The sequence below is a fragment of the Stenotrophomonas sp. STEN031 genome (assembly GCF_056759975.1).
Genome location: NZ_JBRREA010000004.1, coordinates 108,106 through 122,799 on the forward strand (window position 1 = coordinate 108,106; position 14,694 = coordinate 122,799).

Here is a 14,694-nt window from a genome sequence, read left to right on the forward strand (position 1 = left end):
TACATGCGGGCTGGTTATACTCGGGCGATCTGCGGGAGGACGCCATGGGTAACAGGATGTTGACGCGTATTCGCTGGGCTGCAGTCGCCTTGATGGCGCTGGCCCTGGTTGCAGGATGCAAGCGCAATGAGAGCGGGCAGTTGCCCGGGGCCAGCGGGGAGGCGATCAAGACCACCCAGGAGGAGGTCAAGGGCTTCGCCATGCTGCGCGCCTACCCGGACCAGAAGAGCGGCGATGGCCTGGCGCTGGCGGTGGAGTTCTCGCAGCCGCTGGTCGGCACCCAGGATTTCGACAAGCTGCTGCGCTTCGAGGAGAAGGTCGGCAACGAGGACAGCAGCTGGTCGCTGTCCGACGACGGCAAGACCCTGCGCTATCCGTATGTGGAGGCGGCCAAGGAATACACCCTGATCATCTCCGCCGACCTGCTGGCTGCTGACGGCAACCGCCTGGGCACTGAGGTCAAGCAGAAGGTCTTCACCGGCGAGCTGGACCCGGCGGTGGGCTTTGCCTCGCAGGGCAGCGTGCTGCCGGCCAAGGACAGCCGCGGCCTGCCGGTGGTGTCGGTGAACGTGCCGGAGGTGGACGTCGAGTTCCTGCGCGTGCGCGAGAAGGACCTGCCTACGTTCTTCGGCCAGTACCAGCGTGGTGGCCGCCGTGGCAGCTGGGAGCTGGACAGCGAGTACGGCGACAACACCCCGCTGAACCAGCTGGCCGAGCCGGTCTACGTCAACCGCTTCGTGCTGGGCGGCAAGCAGAACGAACGCGTGCTGACCTACCTGCCGATCCAGGACGTGAAGGAACTGCAGCAGCCGGGCCTGTACTTCGCGGTGATGAAGCGCACCGGCAGCTTCGACAACGAGTTTGATACCGCCTTCTTCACCGTCAGCGACATCGGCCTGCACACCCGTGCCTACAAGGACAAGCTGTTCGTGCATACCGCTTCGCTGGCCGATGGCGCGCCGGCCAAGAAGGTCGAGCTGAAGGTCATCGACGGCAAGGGCGAGGTCATCCTCAAGGGCCAGACCGATGCCAATGGCAACGCCCTGCTGAACTACACGCTGGATGCGGCGCACGTGCTGGTGGCCAGCAGTGGCAGCGACACCACCATGCTGCCGTTCAACCAGCCGGCGCTGGATCTGAGCGAGTTCGCCGTGGCTGGCCGCCAGAATGCAAACTTCGATGTCTTCGCCTGGTCCGGACGTGACCTTTACCGCCCGGGTGAAACGGTGCGCATCTCCGCGCTGCTGCGTGACAACGACGGCAAGACCCTGGCCGGGCCGGCCACTGGCGGCCAGCCGGTGTTCCTGCGGCTCAAGCAGCCCGACGGCAAGACCTTCCGTGAGACCCGCCTGCAGCCGGGCGAGCAGGGCTATTTCGCGTTCGAGCAGACCATCCCGGTGGAGGCACCTACCGGCCGCTGGACGGTGGAGTTCCGTACTGACCCGGGCAGCAAGGAAGCGGTGCAGGGCATGACCCTGCGCATCGAGGAATTCCTGCCCGAGCGCATGAAGCTGGACCTGGACAGCGCGCAGAAAACGCTCAAGCCGGGCGAGGCCCTGCAGCTGCAGGCCGATGCGGCCTATCTGTATGGCGCGCCGGCCGACGGCAACCGCTTCACCGCACGCTTGGCGGTGGCGGTGGAGCAGCATCCGGTGGAGGCCATGCCGGGCTGGTTCTTCGGCGACCCGACCGTGCAGTTGCCGCGCGAAGCCAATGACGTGATCGATACCACCCTGCCCAAGGACGGCAAGCTGCGCCAGGACGTCGCCTTGCCAGCCGAGGCAGGCAAGGCCACCACCGTGGCCGCGCTGTTGTCCGGCAGTGTCTATGAAACCGGTGGCCGCACCGTTACCCGCACCCTGAAGCGGGTGATGTGGCCGGCGCCGGTACTGGTGGCCGTGCGTCCCCTGTTCAACGACGCCGATGGTGCCGATGCCAATGCCAACGCGCGCTTCGAGCTGATGCGGGTGGACGCCGAGGGCAAGCCGCAGCCGGCCAAGGGGCTGAAGGTCACCCTGGTGCGCGAACTGCGCGACTACCACTGGACCTATACCGACAACCGCTGGGATTACGACTTCACCCGCCGTTTCGAGAACAAGGAAACCCGCACCATCGATGCCGGGACCACCGCGGCGCGTTTCGATTTCCCGGTGGAGTGGGGCGAGTACCGCGTGGACGTGTTCGACCCGGCCACCGGCCTGACCATGCGCTATCCGTTCCGCGCCGGCTGGAGCTGGAACGACGACAACCGTGGCCTGGATGCGCGCCCGGACAAGGTCAAGCTGTCGCTGGACAAGGCGGGCTACCGTGCCGGCGATACCGTCAAGGTCACGCTGACCCCGCCACATGCCGGCCGTGGCCTGCTGATGGTGGAAAGCGACCACATGCTGTACGTGCAGGACATCGACGCCAAGCCGGGCAGCACCTTTGAAATCCCGGTCACCAAGGACTGGGAGCGGCACGATGTCTACATCACCGCACTGGTGTTCCGCGGCGGCACCGCGCCCAGCAAGATCACCCCGGCGCGTGCCGTGGGCGTGGCGCATGTGCCGATGGACCGCCGCGACCGCCGCGTTGCGGTCGGTTTGATCGCGCCCAAGCAGATGCGTCCGGAGCAGCCGATGACGGTGACCGTCAGCGCGCCGGAACTGGCCGGCAAGCCGGCGCACGTCACGGTGTCGGCGGTGGATGTGGGCATCCTCAACATCACCCGCTTTCCGGTCCCGGATGCACCGGCGCATTTCTTCGCACAGCGCCGTCTGGGCGTGGATGCCTATGACATCTACGGCCGGGTGATCGAGAGCTTCGAGGGCAACAGCGGCAAGCTGAAGTTCGGTGGCGACATGGCCTTGGCAGCCTTGCCGCAGGCCAAGCGGCCGACCGCGCGGGTGCAGACCGTGGACCTGTTCTCCGGGCCGGTGGCGTTGGACGCCAAGGGCAATGCGCGGGTACGCCTGCAGGTACCGGATTTCAACGGCACCCTGCGCGTCTCGGCGCTGGTCTACTCGGCCGACCGTTACGGCAACCGTGACGTGGAAACGCTGGTGCGCGCGCCGATCCTGGCCGAAGCCAGCATGCCGCGGGTGATGGCGCCGGGGGACCGCAGCACGGTAACCCTGGACGTGCAGAACTTCACCGGCAAGCCCGGCGAATTCGCCGTGCGGGTGGACGGTGAAGGTCCGCTGGGCATCGCCGAGGCAAGCCGCAAGGTGCAGCTTGGCGTGGATGCCAAGAGCACCCTGAGCTTCCCGCTTAGCGCGCAGGAAGGCTATAGCGTGGCCAAGGTGCGGGTGCGGGTGGATGGCAATGGTTTCAAGGTGGACCGGCGCTATGAGCTGCCAGTGCGCGCGGCCTGGCCGTCGGTGCTGCGCTCGCAGACCCGCACCCTGGACCCGCTGGCACCGGTCAACCTGGACAGCAGTTTCGCCAACGGCCTGATGGACGGTTCGGTCAATGCCCGCATGCTGGTCAGCGCGCTGCCGCCCATCCCGTTCGCGTCGGCCTTGCAGGGGGCATTGAACTACCCCTATGGCTGTGCCGAGCAGACCACCAGCAAGGGCTATGCGGCGCTGATGCTGGATGAGGCCACCTCGGCCATGCTGGGTGCCGATGGCCTGGATGCCAAGACCCGCCGCGAGCGCATGGAAGGCGCGTTCGGGCGGCTGGCCTCGATGCAGGTGGCCAACGGCAACTTCTCGATGTGGGGTGATGACGATTACATCAACCCGGCATTGACGCCGTATGTCGCCGAGTTCCTGCTCGACGCCAAGGATGCCGGTTTCGCGGTGCCGGAGAACGTGCTGCAGAAGACCTTGAACCGCATCAGCGAAGACCTGCTCAGTGGCGGTAACCAGTTCTACGGCAGTGATCGCCGCGACGGTTTGAAGTTCGCCAACCAGGCCTATTCCGGCTACGTGCTGGCACGGGTCAACCGCGCCCCGCTGGGTACGCTGCGCACGCTGTGGGACAACGAGCGCAGCAAGGCAGTTACCGGTCTGTCGCTGGTGCACCTGGGCGCGGCGCTGGCGATCCAGGGCGACAGCAAGCGCGGCCAGGCGGCGATTGCCGCGGGCTTTGCCAAGTCCAGCGCGGACCGTCCGGATTACTTTGGCGACTATGGTACCCGCCTGCGCGATGAGGCCTTGATGATCGCGCTGCTGCACGAGCGTGGCCTGTCCAAGCCGGAGTACGACGCGCGTGTGATCGATCTGGGCCGTACCCTGGATGTGCGTCGCGGCAACGGCCTGATGTGGCTGAGCACGCAGGAACAGGTGGCGCTGGCGCGTCTGGGCAAGGCTCTGATGGCCAACCAGAAGAAGCTGGTGTCCGGTGAGCTTGCGGTCGGCGACAAGGTCGAGGCCATCGATGCCCGCAAGGCCTTCGGTCGCGTGTTCGACATGGCGCAGCTGGCACAGGGCGTGCGGTTCTCGCCGCAGGGCGAGGCGCCGATGTTCGCCAGCCTTGATGTTGCCGGCATTCCGCGCCAGCCGCCGGCGCCGGACAACAGCGTGATCGGCATCGAGCGCGCGTGGTTCGGCACCGATGGCAAGCCGTGGACGCCGCGGCCGTTGAAGGAAGGCGAGGCCTTGATCGTGCGGCTCAGCGTCACCGCCAATTCGAACATGCCCGACGCCTTGATCACCGACCTGCTGCCCGCCGGTCTGGAGATCGAGAACTTCAATCTGGGCGATGCCAAGCAGTGGGCTGACGTGGTGGTGGGTGAGGTGCAGATCAGCGATCGTTCGCGCGCCGCCGACGTCAAGCACGAGGAGTTCCGCGATGACCGTTACGTGGCGGCGCTGAAGCTGTCGCGTGGCAGCACCGCGCATGTGTTCTACCTGGTGCGCGCGGTCACCCCGGGCACCTACATGGTGCCGCCGCCGCTGGCCGAGGACATGTACCGGCCCGACATGCGCGGCGTGGGCCGGGCCAACCCCAGCACGATCACGGTGGTGCAGCCGTAGTCGGCTCCTGCTCCCTCCCTTTGCCGAAGGCAAGGGGAGGGCTGGGGAGGGGTAGGCTCTTCCCCGACCAAGCCATTCCGCCGCAGCGGCCCAGTCAACAATCGCGGCGCCCTGCTCCCTCCCTTTGCCGAAGGCAAGGGGAGGGTTGGGGAGGGGTAAGCTCTCCCACGGCCAAGCCAATCCGCCCCAGCCCCCCAGCTCACGTTTGAAGAATCGTCCCCAGTGAAAGCGCGCTTCCCCAGGCTGAAACCTCTTGGCTCCCGCCTGCGCGCCGTGTTCACCCTCCGCAACCTGCGCTGGGCGCTTGCCGCACTGCTGACCTTGCTGCTGGTGCTGGACCTGGCATTCCCCTTGCCGCTGCCGAAATCACGCGACACCAGTACCTTGGTGGTGGCCGCTGACGGCACGCCGCTGCGCGCCTTCGCCGACGCCGAAGGGGTATGGCGCTATCCGGCCGATGCAAAGACCGTTTCGCCGCTCTACCTCCAAGCGCTGCTGACCTACGAGGACCGCTGGTTCTGGCGCCATCCCGGCATCAACCCCTGGGCGCTGCTGCGGGCCGGCAAGCAGATGCTGCTGGAACGGCGCATCGTGTCCGGTGGTTCCACCCTGACCATGCAGGTCGCGCGCATCCTCGATCCGCATACGCGCACCCCTTGGGGCAAGCTCAAGCAGTTGCTGCGGGCGCTGCAGCTGGAAGTGCACCTGAGCAAGGCGCAGATCCTCGATCTTTACCTGGAACGCGCGCCCTACGGCGGCACCATCGAAGGCGTGGAAGCGGCCAGCTGGGCCTACCTGGGCAAGTCCGCCACTCACCTGTCACAGGCCGAGGCCGCCTTGCTGGCGGTGCTGCCCCAGTCTCCCAGCCGGTTGCGCCCGGATCGGCACCCCGAGGCCGCGCAGCGCGCCCGCGACAAGGTGTTGGCGCGCATGGCCGAGCTGGGCGTGTGGTCGGCCGAGGAGGTCGCCGATGCGCGGGTTGAGTCGGTGGTCGCGCGTTCGCTGCAGCAGCCCCTGCATGCCGCCTTGCTGGCGCAGCGCCTGCGCAGTGCCCAGCCACGCGTGGCCCAGATCGAGACGACCATCGACAGCGGCCTGCAACGCACGCTGGAAGAGCGCGTGGCCGCGTATTTCTCGCAGTTGCCCGAGCGCACCTCGGCGGCCTTGCTGGTGATGGACAACCGCACCCTGGAGGCGCGCGCCTATGTTGGCTCGGTCAGCTTCGGCGACAAGGCGCGGCTGGGGCATGTGGACATGGTGCAGGCCTGGCGTTCGCCCGGTTCCACGCTCAAGCCCTTCCTGTATGGCATGGCCCTGGATGATGGCCTGATCCATTCGGAAAGCCTGATCGTCGACGCGCCGCAGAGCTTCGGTGGTTATCGGCCGGGGAACTTTGATGCGGCGTTCAACGGGCCGGTAGGCGCGGCCACGGCATTGCGTTTGTCCTTGAACGTGCCGTCGGTGGATCTGCTGGACCGGGTTGGGCCGGCGCGCTTTGCCGCGCGGCTGGGCAATGCCGGCATCAATCTGCGTTTTCCACGGGGCACCCAGCCCAGCCTGGCCTTGATCCTGGGCGGTACCGGCGCACGCCTGGAGGACCTGGTCGGCGCGTTTTCGGCCTTGAACCGCGACGGCATCGCCGGCCGCGTGCGTTATACGCCCGAGGACGCGCGCATCGAACGCCGCTTGGTCTCGCCGGGCGCGGCATGGATCGTGCGCGACATACTCGAATCCAATCCGCGCCCCGGTTATGGCGTGGGCACCTTCGATACCGGCAACCGCCCGCGCGTTGCCTGGAAGACCGGCACCAGCTACGGCTATCGCGATGCCTGGGCGATAGGCAGCACCCGCACCTATACCGTCGGGGTCTGGGTTGGACGCCCGGACGGCACGCCCTTGCCCGGCCAATACGGTGCGGTGACCGCCTTGCCCTTGATGTTCGAGGTAATCGACAGCCTGCCGCGACAGGCCGGTGACAATGCGGTGCGCGCGCGGCCGGACAGTGTCAGCGAGGTCGAGATCTGCTGGCCGCTGGGCATTGCCGCCGCGCAGACCCCGCCGGCCATGTGCCAACGCCGTTTCCCCGCCTGGGTGCTGGAGGGGGTCGTGCCGCCCAGCTTCCCCGAACGTGAGGCGCGGCTGTGGCAATCCGGGCGCCTGCGTTTCCAGGTGGATGCAATAACCGGCCAGCGCGTGTCGCCCGGCTGTGAGGGGCATGTGCGGGTTGAAGATCGCGAGATCGCTAGGTGGCCGGCATTGGCCTCCCCGTGGCTGAGCGTCGCCCAGCGGCAGGCACAGACGCTGCCGCCGTTGGCTGCGGACTGTGCCGACGATGGCCGGCAGTCGGACGGTGTGCTGCATATCGAAGGCCTCAATGACCTGGCCACGTTGGCCCGCCCGCCGGGCGCGCAGCACGGCCCGCGCCTGCAGTTGCGGGCGCTGGGCAGCGAGGCGACGATCGAATGGCTGCTGGATGGCCGCTGGATTGCCCAGACCCAGGGCACGCGCGGCTTCACCCGTGATTTCAACGACGCCGGCGAACACACGCTGACCGCGCTGGCCGCCGACGGTGCCTGGACCCGCGTGCGCTTCCGCGTGGTGAACTAGAAAACCGGTAGTGCCGAGCTATGCTCGGCAGAGGCTTTCCAGGCAATGCCCGTAGTGCCGAGCCATGCTCGGCAAGGGGCTTTCCAAACAATGCCTGCACGACCACCTAAGCCATGAAGCCGACACCTGCGAAACCCGCTGCGCATCTGCAATCGGATTGATTGTCAGCTTCGTGGCTCGCGCCGCTCCCATAAGGTTGGGATTGCCGGTAACGCCCGTGCCGAGCATGGCTCGGCACTACATGAGGGCGGGCTTACTCGCCTATCCAGCCTTCCAGCATGTCCGCGAAATCGTCGGCGTGGTCTTCTTCCTGCGCCAGGATCTGCTCGAGGATGCGCTTGGTGGTGGTGTCCTTGTCACCGACGAAGTTGATCATCTCGCGGTAACTGTCGATGGCGATGCGCTCGGCGATCAGGTTCTCGCGCACCATGTCGCGCAGGTTGCCGCCTTCCTTGTACTCGGCATGGGCGCGCGCGGTAAGGGTGTCCGGATTCAGATCCGGCTCGCCCCCCAGTTGCACGATGCGCTCGGACAACAGCGCCGCATGCGCCTGTTCCTGCTGCGCATGCTCCATGAACTCGGCCTTCACCGCATCGGCCAGCATGCCCTTGGCCATGTAGTAATGGCGGTAGTAGCGCAGCACGCATACCCACTCTGTGGCCAGCGCATCGTTGAGCAGCTTGATCACCGCCGTGCGGTTGGCGGTGTAGGTGGGCGTCACCGCACCGTCCTCGATGCTCTTGCGTGCGTTGGCACGCAAGGTCTTGCGATCGGTGATACCTGCCAACTGCGTGGTTTTTGCGGATTTGGCGGCGGGCTGCTTGCTCATGGCTGGCCTTTCCTTCTGTTGCGCCCCTATGCGGGCAGATGGGCGAGCACGTGCTCGGCCCCGGATACCTCGAATTGCCCCGGCTGTTCGATGTAGGCGGCACGCACCACGCCGTCTTCCACATACAGTGCGAAGCGTCGCGAACGCAGGCCCATGCCTGAACTGCTGGCGTCCATCTCCAGGCCCAGCGCGCGGGTGAAATCACCATTGCCGTCGGACAGCATCTGCAGCCCGTCCGGCACCGACTGGCTCTTGGCCCAGGCCTGCATCACGAACGGATCGTTCACCGCCATGCAGAACACCTCGATACCGCGCTTGCGGAAGTCCTCGAAGTGCTCCACGTAGCCGGGCAGATGCCGGGCCGAACAGGTCGGGGTGAAGGCGCCCGGCACGGCGAACAGCACGACCTTGCGGCCGTCGAACAGTGCATGGGTGTCGATCGTTTCCAGGCCTTCGCGTAGACGCTTGAGGGTTACTTCCGGAATGCGATCGCCGACGTTGATGGACATTGGGTGGGGCTCCTAGGCTGAATTTGAGTTTAAAGAGGCGGTGGAAGCACCGCGTCAACAGCTTGAAAAGACGGTCTTCACACAATACGTCCTTGGCATGGGAAAGGCAGTGCCATTCCGGCGTGCCAGTCCCTTCCTATCTTGCAGGAGGACATCATGAGCATCGTACGTTACCGCCAGTGGCCGACCCAGTCCGAGATTCATCAGTTGTTGTCGCCGCTGCTCGAAACCGTCACCAGCAACACCGCGTCGGCATGGCTGCCTGCCGTCGATATCCGCGAGGAAGCCAACCGTTTCGTGGTGATGGCCGATCTGCCCGGTGTTGATCCCGCCAGCATCGATGTGCAGATGGAAAAGGGCGTACTCACCATCAGTGGCCAGCGCAGCTCGCCTGAACTGGCCGAAGGCCAGCGCCTGACCCGCAGTGAGCGTGGCCAGGGCAGTTTCAACCGTCGCTTCGTGCTGCCGGACAGCGCCGATGCCGAGGGCATTGTCGCCAATAGCCACAACGGCGTGCTGGAGGTGCGTATACCCAAGCGCAGCGAGGCGGCTCCCCGCCGCATCCAGGTGGTGCAGGGCCAGCCCAGCGCCTGAGCGGCGTGAGCGAACTTCCACCTGCGCAGTGGCCGTGGCCCGGTAGAATGGGGCCACGGCGCCTGCCGATTGCACGATGGCCCGTTGCCGCAAGGTGTCGGGCCAGTTTTTTTCAGAGGTGTATGGATGGAATTCAAGGATTACTACGCCACGCTCGGGGTTGAGCCCAGCGCCGGTGATGCCGAAATCAAGACCGCTTACCGTCGGCTGGCGCGCAAGTACCATCCGGACGTAAGCAAGGAAGCCGGCGCCGAGGAGAAATTCAAGGCGGTCAACGAGGCCTATGAGGCGCTGCGCGATCCGCAGAAGCGCCAGGCGTATGACCAGCTGCGCGCGCAGGGCTACCGCCCCGGCGAGGAGTTCCACGCGCCGCCGAACTTTGGCGGCGGCCAGGGCTTCGATTTCGAAGAGGTGTTCGGCGGCGGTGGTGCCGGCGGCGGCTTCAGCGATTTCTTCGAAAGCCTGTTTGCGCGCCAGCGTGGCGGCGCCGGTGCCGGTGGTCGGCGACCGGGCCCGGGCTTTGGCGGCGCCGGCCCGCAGCCGATGCGTGACACCCGCGCCAAGCTGTCCGTGCCGCTGGAGGCTGCCTACAACGGCGACAGCCTGCGCATCACCGTGGATGGGCGCCAGCTCGACGTGCGCGTCCCCAAGGGGATCCGCCCCGGCCAGGTGATCCGCCTGGGCGGGCAGGGCAGCGGCGGCGGCAACCTGATGCTGGAGGTGGAATACGCCTCGCACCCGCAGTTCGAGGTGGACGGCCGCAATATCCTCTACACCTTGCAGGTCACCCCCTGGCAGGCGGCGCTGGGCACCAGCATCAGCGTGCCTACCCTGGGCGGTGCGGTGGAGTTGAAGGTGCCGGCCGACTCGGACAGTGGCCGCAAGCTGCGCCTGCGTGGCCGTGGCCTGCCGGGCAAGCCTGACGGCGACCAGATCGTGGAGTTGGAGGTGGTGGCGCCAGTAGCGGGCAACGAGGCCCAGCGCAAGGCGTACAAGGACCTGGCCAAGGCGTTTGGCGAGGACTGATTGCGGCTTTGTTTACGCTGCTGCTGTCGGAGAGAAGCGGGCTTTGCCCGCTTTTCTTTTTTCTTTGGTTTATATCTTTAGCTAGAAGCTTGCCCTCACCCCAACCCCTCTCCCGCGCGCGGGAAAGGGGCTAGTGCATTACGAGCGCAGGCAATCCGAGCCCCTCTCCCGCCTGCGGGAGAGGGGTTGGGGTGAGGGCAAGCTTCTAGCAAGCAAACCCAAAACAAACCCCAACCACCAAAAACAAGAAAGGCGGGCAAAGCCCGCCTTCCCAAACGCTTTCCCCAAGAAAGCAGCTTCACCCAACCGGCGGTGCCTCGGCACTGAACACCTGCGCGATCACCGCCGACAAGTCCTCCTCGGTGAACGGCTTGGTGATGTAAGCCTTGGCCCCCTGGCGCATGCCCCACAAGCGATCAGTGTCCTGATCCTTGGTGGTCACCAGGATCACCGGGATGTGCTGGGTGGTGGCCTCGCGCTTGAGCGTGCGGGTGGCCTGGAAACCGTTGAGGTTGGGCATCACCACGTCCATCAACACCAGGTCCGGCAGCACCTGCTTGGCAGCCTCTACCCCGGAGGCGCCATCAGTTGCGGTGAAGATTTCATGCCCCAGTTTTTCAACGATGCGTTGAATGCCCATCAACTGCGATGGTGAGTCATCGACAATCAGGATACGCGCCATGTTTTTCCCCAAGTAGTGCCGGCAGTGTAGTGCCGGCCTGCTCCCGGCGTGAAGCCGCGCGTTCCACGCCGGGGTTGTGCTGTGACTTGCGTCAATCAATTCTTACGACGGTGCGGCCGAAGGATTTGCCGTCCAGCATGGTCGAAAATACCCCCGGCAGTTCGTCCAGCGCCACTTCACGGGTACAGATGCGGTCCAGGTGACGCGGCTTCCAGTCGCTGCCCAGGCGCTGCCAGACCTGCTCGCGGATGTCGCGGGCGGTGCCGGCCGAGGCCACGCCCAGCAGCGATACGCCACGGATGATGAAGGGCATCACCGTCATGTCCAGCGCGCCGGACGCGGCCAGGCCGGCCGAAGCGACATTGCCATAGGGCGCGGTCTGCGCCAGCAGGCTGGTCAGCATGCTGCCGCCGACGTTGTCCAGGCCGCCGCCAAAGCGGGCCGATTCCATCGGCCGGGTGGTGGCCAGGGCATCGCGGCCCAGTACCTGGCTGGCGCCGATGGCGGTCAGGTAGTCCGCGGCCTCGGCCTTGCCGCTGATGGCATGCACCTCGAAACCGGCGCGGCTGAAGATGTCCACTGCCAGCGAGCCGACCCCGCCGGTGGCGCCGGTGACGGCGAGCGGTCCATGGGCTGGCGTTTGCCGGTTGTCGGTCATGCGCAGCAGCGCCAGCGCGGCGGTGAAGCCGGCCGTGCCCAGCACCATGGCCTCGCGCAGGCTCAATGCCGCCGGCAAAGGGATCACCCACTTGGACTCCAGCCGCACATACTGGCTGTAGCCACCGTCGCGGGTCTCGCTCAGGCCGCAGCCGGTGGTCAGTACCTGGTCGCCCTCGCGGAAGGCCGGGTCGGTCGAGGCCACCACCTCGCCGGCCACGTCGATGCCGCCCACCAGCGGGAAGCGGCGCAGAATCTTGCCCTTGCCGGTGCCGGCCAGCGCGTCCTTGTAGTTCACCGAGGACCAGCGGGCGCGGATGACCACCTCGCCGGGGCTGAGCTGGTCCAGGCCCAGCGACTCCAGCCCGCTGCGGTAGCCGGCGTCGTCGTTGTGGATGCGGAAGGCGGTGAACGGGGCGGTGTGGGACATCGGTAGGCCTGCGTCGGAACGGGGGAGTGCAACCATAACGGTTGTGAAAAGGCCGGTCTGCCCCTATTCCTAGTCTTGGCGGGCCCGTTCCGGGGTCGAATGGATATTGCGGGACCGGGCTTCGGCCAGGGGGGGGCCGGGGATCATCCACCTTGGGGGAAGATCGGCGGGCAAACCCTGTCGGTTCAGCTAGCCCCGAACCTGTTCAGAGTCTGCCTTGTTAGAATCGGGATTCGATAGATGGTCAGGTCCTCGGCGGGAGCCCCCGCAGCCTGGCCCTTACAGATGGAGCATGCATGGCCTGGAATACACCCGGCGGCAACAGCGGTGGTGGTGCGGACAACAACCGCGCGCCGCGTACGCCACGTGGCGGCAATGGCGGAGGTTGGGGTGGTGGACTGCCTGGACCGCTGCGCGACCTGTTTGATGGCGGTATCTGGCGCTGGGTGCTGGTCGCGTTGGCTCTGCTGTTGTTGTTCTCCAGCTTCCAGCTGATCGGTGAACAGCAGCGCGGTGTGGTCCTGCGTTTCGGCGAGTACTCGCGCATCCTGCAGCCGGGCCCCAACTTCAAGCTGCCGTGGCCGCTGGAGTCGGTGGTCAAGGTCAATGCGACCCAGATCAAGACCTTCAGCAGCAACGTGCCGGTGCTGACCCGTGACGAGAACATCGTCAACGTATCGGTCAACGTGCAGTACCGCGTGGACGACCCGCGCGAGTACCTGTTTGGTACGGTCGATGCCGACCAGATGCTGGAACAGTCCGCGCAGAGCGCCGTGCGTGAACAGGTTGGCCGCGCCGACCTGAATACCGTGCTGAACAACCGTGGTCCACTGGCCGTGGTTGCCGAGCAGCGCCTGCAGGCCTCGCTGAAGACCTACAAGACCGGTCTCAGCGTGACCGGCCTGACCCTGCCTGACGCGCGTCCGCCGGAAGAAGTGAAGCCGGCCTTCGACGAGGTCAACGGCGCCCAGCAGGTCAAGGAACGCCTGATCAACGAAGCCCAGGCTTACGCCGCCAAGGTGGTGCCGGAAGCGCGCGGCCAGGCCTCGCGTGCCCGTACCACCGCCGAAGGCTACAAGCAGGCCATCGTCGCCCGCGCCGAAGGTGACGCCCGTCGCTTCACCCTGTTGCAGGGCGAGTACAAGAACGCGCCGGAAGTCACCCGCAAGCGCCTGTGGCTGGAAACCGTGCAGGAAGTGCTGGCCGAGAACCGCAAGGTCATCGGTGGCGACGGCCGCCAGCTGATCTACGTGCCGATGCCGGCCGACGCCGGCAAGGCCTCGGCTGCCCCGCAGCTGACCCCGGAAATGGTGGCACCGGCCTTGCCGGCGGCGACCGACAGCATTCGCAACGCGGACCGTTCGGTCTCGCGCTCGGCATCGCGTGAGGAGGCCGGCCGATGAAAAACTCAGTCGTTATCGGCGTACTCGTCGCGGTGTTGCTGGGCCTGTTGGGCTCGGTCTATGTGGTGCGCGAAGACCAGACCGCCATGGTGCTCAACCTGGGCAAGGTGGTGCGTGCCGACATCAAGCCGGGCCTGCACTTCAAGGTGCCGCTGGTGGAAACCGTGCGCGTGTTCGACCGTCGCTTCCAGGTGCTGGACACCGCCCCGGCGCGTTATTTCACCGCCGAACAGAAGGACGTCAGCGTCGACTTCTTCGCCATTGGCAGGATCTCCGACGTTCGCGCCTACTACCGCGCCACCGGCGGCGACAGCAAGATCGTCAACGCCCGCCTTGCGCCGATCATCACCGACTCGCTGCGTAACCAGATCAACTCGCGCACCTTGCAGGCCTTGGTGTCCGGTGACCGTGGCGAGCTGATTGCCGGCCAGCTGAAGTCGATCAACGAGGCGATTGCTGCCTTGGGCATGGAGATCATCGACCTGCGCATCAAGCAGATCGACCTGCCGACCGACAGCCAGGTCATCGCCGACGTCTACGAGCGCATGCGCGCGCAGCGCAAGCAGGAGGCCGCCAAGCTGCGCGCCGAGGGCGAGGAGCAGTCGCTGACCATCCGTGCCCAGGCCGACCGCGAAAGCACCGTGATCGTGGCCGAAGCCGAGCGCGATGCGCAGCAGCTGCGCGGTGAGGGCGACGCCCAGGCCGCCTCGATCTACGGCAAGGCCGGCTCGGCCGACCCGTCGTTCTACGCCTTCTACCGCAGCCTGGAGGCCTACCGTGCCTCGATGACCGACGGCAACGGCGTGATCGTGCTCGACAAGAACGACCCGTTCCTGCAGTACATGAAGAGCGATCGCTGATCGCTTGACCTTTAGCCCCTCTCCCGCCGGGAGAGGGGTTGGGGTGAGGGTAAGGGGCGGGATGCCCCTGATGTCCCTCATTCGGTGGGTTCGCCCGCACCCTCATCCGCCCTACGGGCACCTTCTCCCGGGG

General features: G+C 66.3%; 10 protein-coding genes. 6 read left to right on the plus strand and 4 right to left on the minus strand.

Annotation, left to right across the window (positions count from 1 at the left end; translation table 11 throughout):
• Positions 1 to 56 precede the first annotated feature (56 nt).
• Together ACVOLQ_RS02955 and pbpC are read left to right on the plus strand one after the other, a co-directional pair.
• Positions 57 to 4,964, plus strand: a complete 4,908-nt coding sequence (locus ACVOLQ_RS02955) for an alpha-2-macroglobulin family protein (RefSeq protein ID WP_481527010.1) — start codon at positions 57 to 59, stop codon at positions 4,962 to 4,964.
• 264 nt (positions 4,965 to 5,228) lie between these two features.
• Complete coding sequence (gene pbpC / locus ACVOLQ_RS02960; protein WP_481527049.1) at positions 5,229 to 7,571, plus strand: penicillin-binding protein 1C; 2,343 nt, start codon at positions 5,229 to 5,231, stop codon at positions 7,569 to 7,571.
• Positions 7,572 to 7,824: 253 nt separating this feature from the next.
• Here the strand turns inward: pbpC and ACVOLQ_RS02965 are convergent, their stop codons facing one another.
• Both ACVOLQ_RS02965 and ACVOLQ_RS02970 read right to left on the minus strand, forming a co-directional pair.
• Positions 7,825 to 8,400, minus strand: coding sequence for a ferritin-like domain-containing protein (locus ACVOLQ_RS02965; protein WP_481527011.1), 576 nt, complete (start codon positions 8,398 to 8,400; stop codon positions 7,825 to 7,827).
• A gap of 26 nt (positions 8,401 to 8,426) precedes the next feature.
• Positions 8,427 to 8,909 carry a peroxiredoxin gene (locus tag ACVOLQ_RS02970; RefSeq protein ID WP_313172953.1) on the minus strand — a complete coding sequence of 161 codons (483 nt, stop codon included), beginning with the start codon at positions 8,907 to 8,909 and terminating at the stop codon, positions 8,427 to 8,429.
• Positions 8,910 to 9,065: 156 nt separating this feature from the next.
• Between ACVOLQ_RS02970 and ACVOLQ_RS02975 the strand changes: the two genes are divergently transcribed.
• Together ACVOLQ_RS02975 and ACVOLQ_RS02980 are read left to right on the plus strand one after the other, a co-directional pair.
• Positions 9,066 to 9,503, plus strand: coding sequence for an Hsp20/alpha crystallin family protein (locus ACVOLQ_RS02975; RefSeq protein ID WP_481527012.1), 438 nt, complete (start codon positions 9,066 to 9,068; stop codon positions 9,501 to 9,503).
• Between the two features lie 126 nt (positions 9,504 to 9,629).
• Positions 9,630 to 10,529 (plus strand): DnaJ C-terminal domain-containing protein, encoded by a 900-nt coding sequence (locus tag ACVOLQ_RS02980; protein ID WP_312370804.1) that lies wholly within the window; start codon positions 9,630 to 9,632, stop codon positions 10,527 to 10,529.
• Between the two features lie 298 nt (positions 10,530 to 10,827).
• On the opposite strand, the gene pilH is transcribed toward ACVOLQ_RS02980, so the two are convergent.
• On the minus strand, positions 10,828 to 11,211 hold the full coding sequence (pilH, locus tag ACVOLQ_RS02985; RefSeq protein WP_481527013.1) for a twitching motility response regulator PilH: 384 nt from the start codon (positions 11,209 to 11,211) through the stop codon (positions 10,828 to 10,830).
• Between the two features lie 91 nt (positions 11,212 to 11,302).
• The gene (locus ACVOLQ_RS02990) at positions 11,303 to 12,298 is read right to left on the minus strand and encodes a YhdH/YhfP family quinone oxidoreductase (protein ID WP_313493635.1); all 996 of its coding nucleotides are present in this window, start codon (positions 12,296 to 12,298) and stop codon (positions 11,303 to 11,305) included.
• Positions 12,299 to 12,594: 296 nt separating this feature from the next.
• Between ACVOLQ_RS02990 and hflK the strand changes: the two genes are divergently transcribed.
• Together hflK and hflC are read left to right on the plus strand one after the other, a co-directional pair.
• Positions 12,595 to 13,701 (plus strand): FtsH protease activity modulator HflK, encoded by a 1,107-nt coding sequence (hflK, locus tag ACVOLQ_RS02995; protein WP_481527014.1) that lies wholly within the window; start codon positions 12,595 to 12,597, stop codon positions 13,699 to 13,701.
• On the plus strand, positions 13,698 to 14,561 hold the full coding sequence (gene hflC / locus ACVOLQ_RS03000) for a protease modulator HflC (protein ID WP_282265868.1): 864 nt from the start codon (positions 13,698 to 13,700) through the stop codon (positions 14,559 to 14,561). Before hflK ends, hflC begins: the two co-directional genes overlap by 4 nt.
• Positions 14,562 to 14,694: the final 133 nt, after the last annotated feature.

Excerpts from the sequence above, each read along its gene's own strand:
- ACVOLQ_RS02990 (WP_313493635.1), bottom strand. The coding sequence starts at position 12,298 with ATGTCCCACACCGCCCCGTTCACCGCCTTCCGCATCCACAACGACGAC.
- hflC (WP_282265868.1), top strand. The coding sequence starts at position 13,698 with ATGAAAAACTCAGTCGTTATCGGCGTACTCGTCGCGGTGTTGCTGGGC.
- ACVOLQ_RS02975 (WP_481527012.1), top strand. The coding sequence starts at position 9,066 with ATGAGCATCGTACGTTACCGCCAGTGGCCGACCCAGTCCGAGATTCAT.
- ACVOLQ_RS02965 (WP_481527011.1), bottom strand. The coding sequence starts at position 8,400 with ATGAGCAAGCAGCCCGCCGCCAAATCCGCAAAAACCACGCAGTTGGCA.
- pilH (WP_481527013.1), bottom strand. The coding sequence starts at position 11,211 with ATGGCGCGTATCCTGATTGTCGATGACTCACCATCGCAGTTGATGGGC.
- ACVOLQ_RS02970 (WP_313172953.1), bottom strand. The coding sequence starts at position 8,909 with ATGTCCATCAACGTCGGCGATCGCATTCCGGAAGTAACCCTCAAGCGT.
- ACVOLQ_RS02955 (WP_481527010.1), top strand. The coding sequence starts at position 57 with ATGTTGACGCGTATTCGCTGGGCTGCAGTCGCCTTGATGGCGCTGGCC.
- hflK (WP_481527014.1), top strand. The coding sequence starts at position 12,595 with ATGGCCTGGAATACACCCGGCGGCAACAGCGGTGGTGGTGCGGACAAC.
- ACVOLQ_RS02980 (WP_312370804.1), top strand. The coding sequence starts at position 9,630 with ATGGAATTCAAGGATTACTACGCCACGCTCGGGGTTGAGCCCAGCGCC.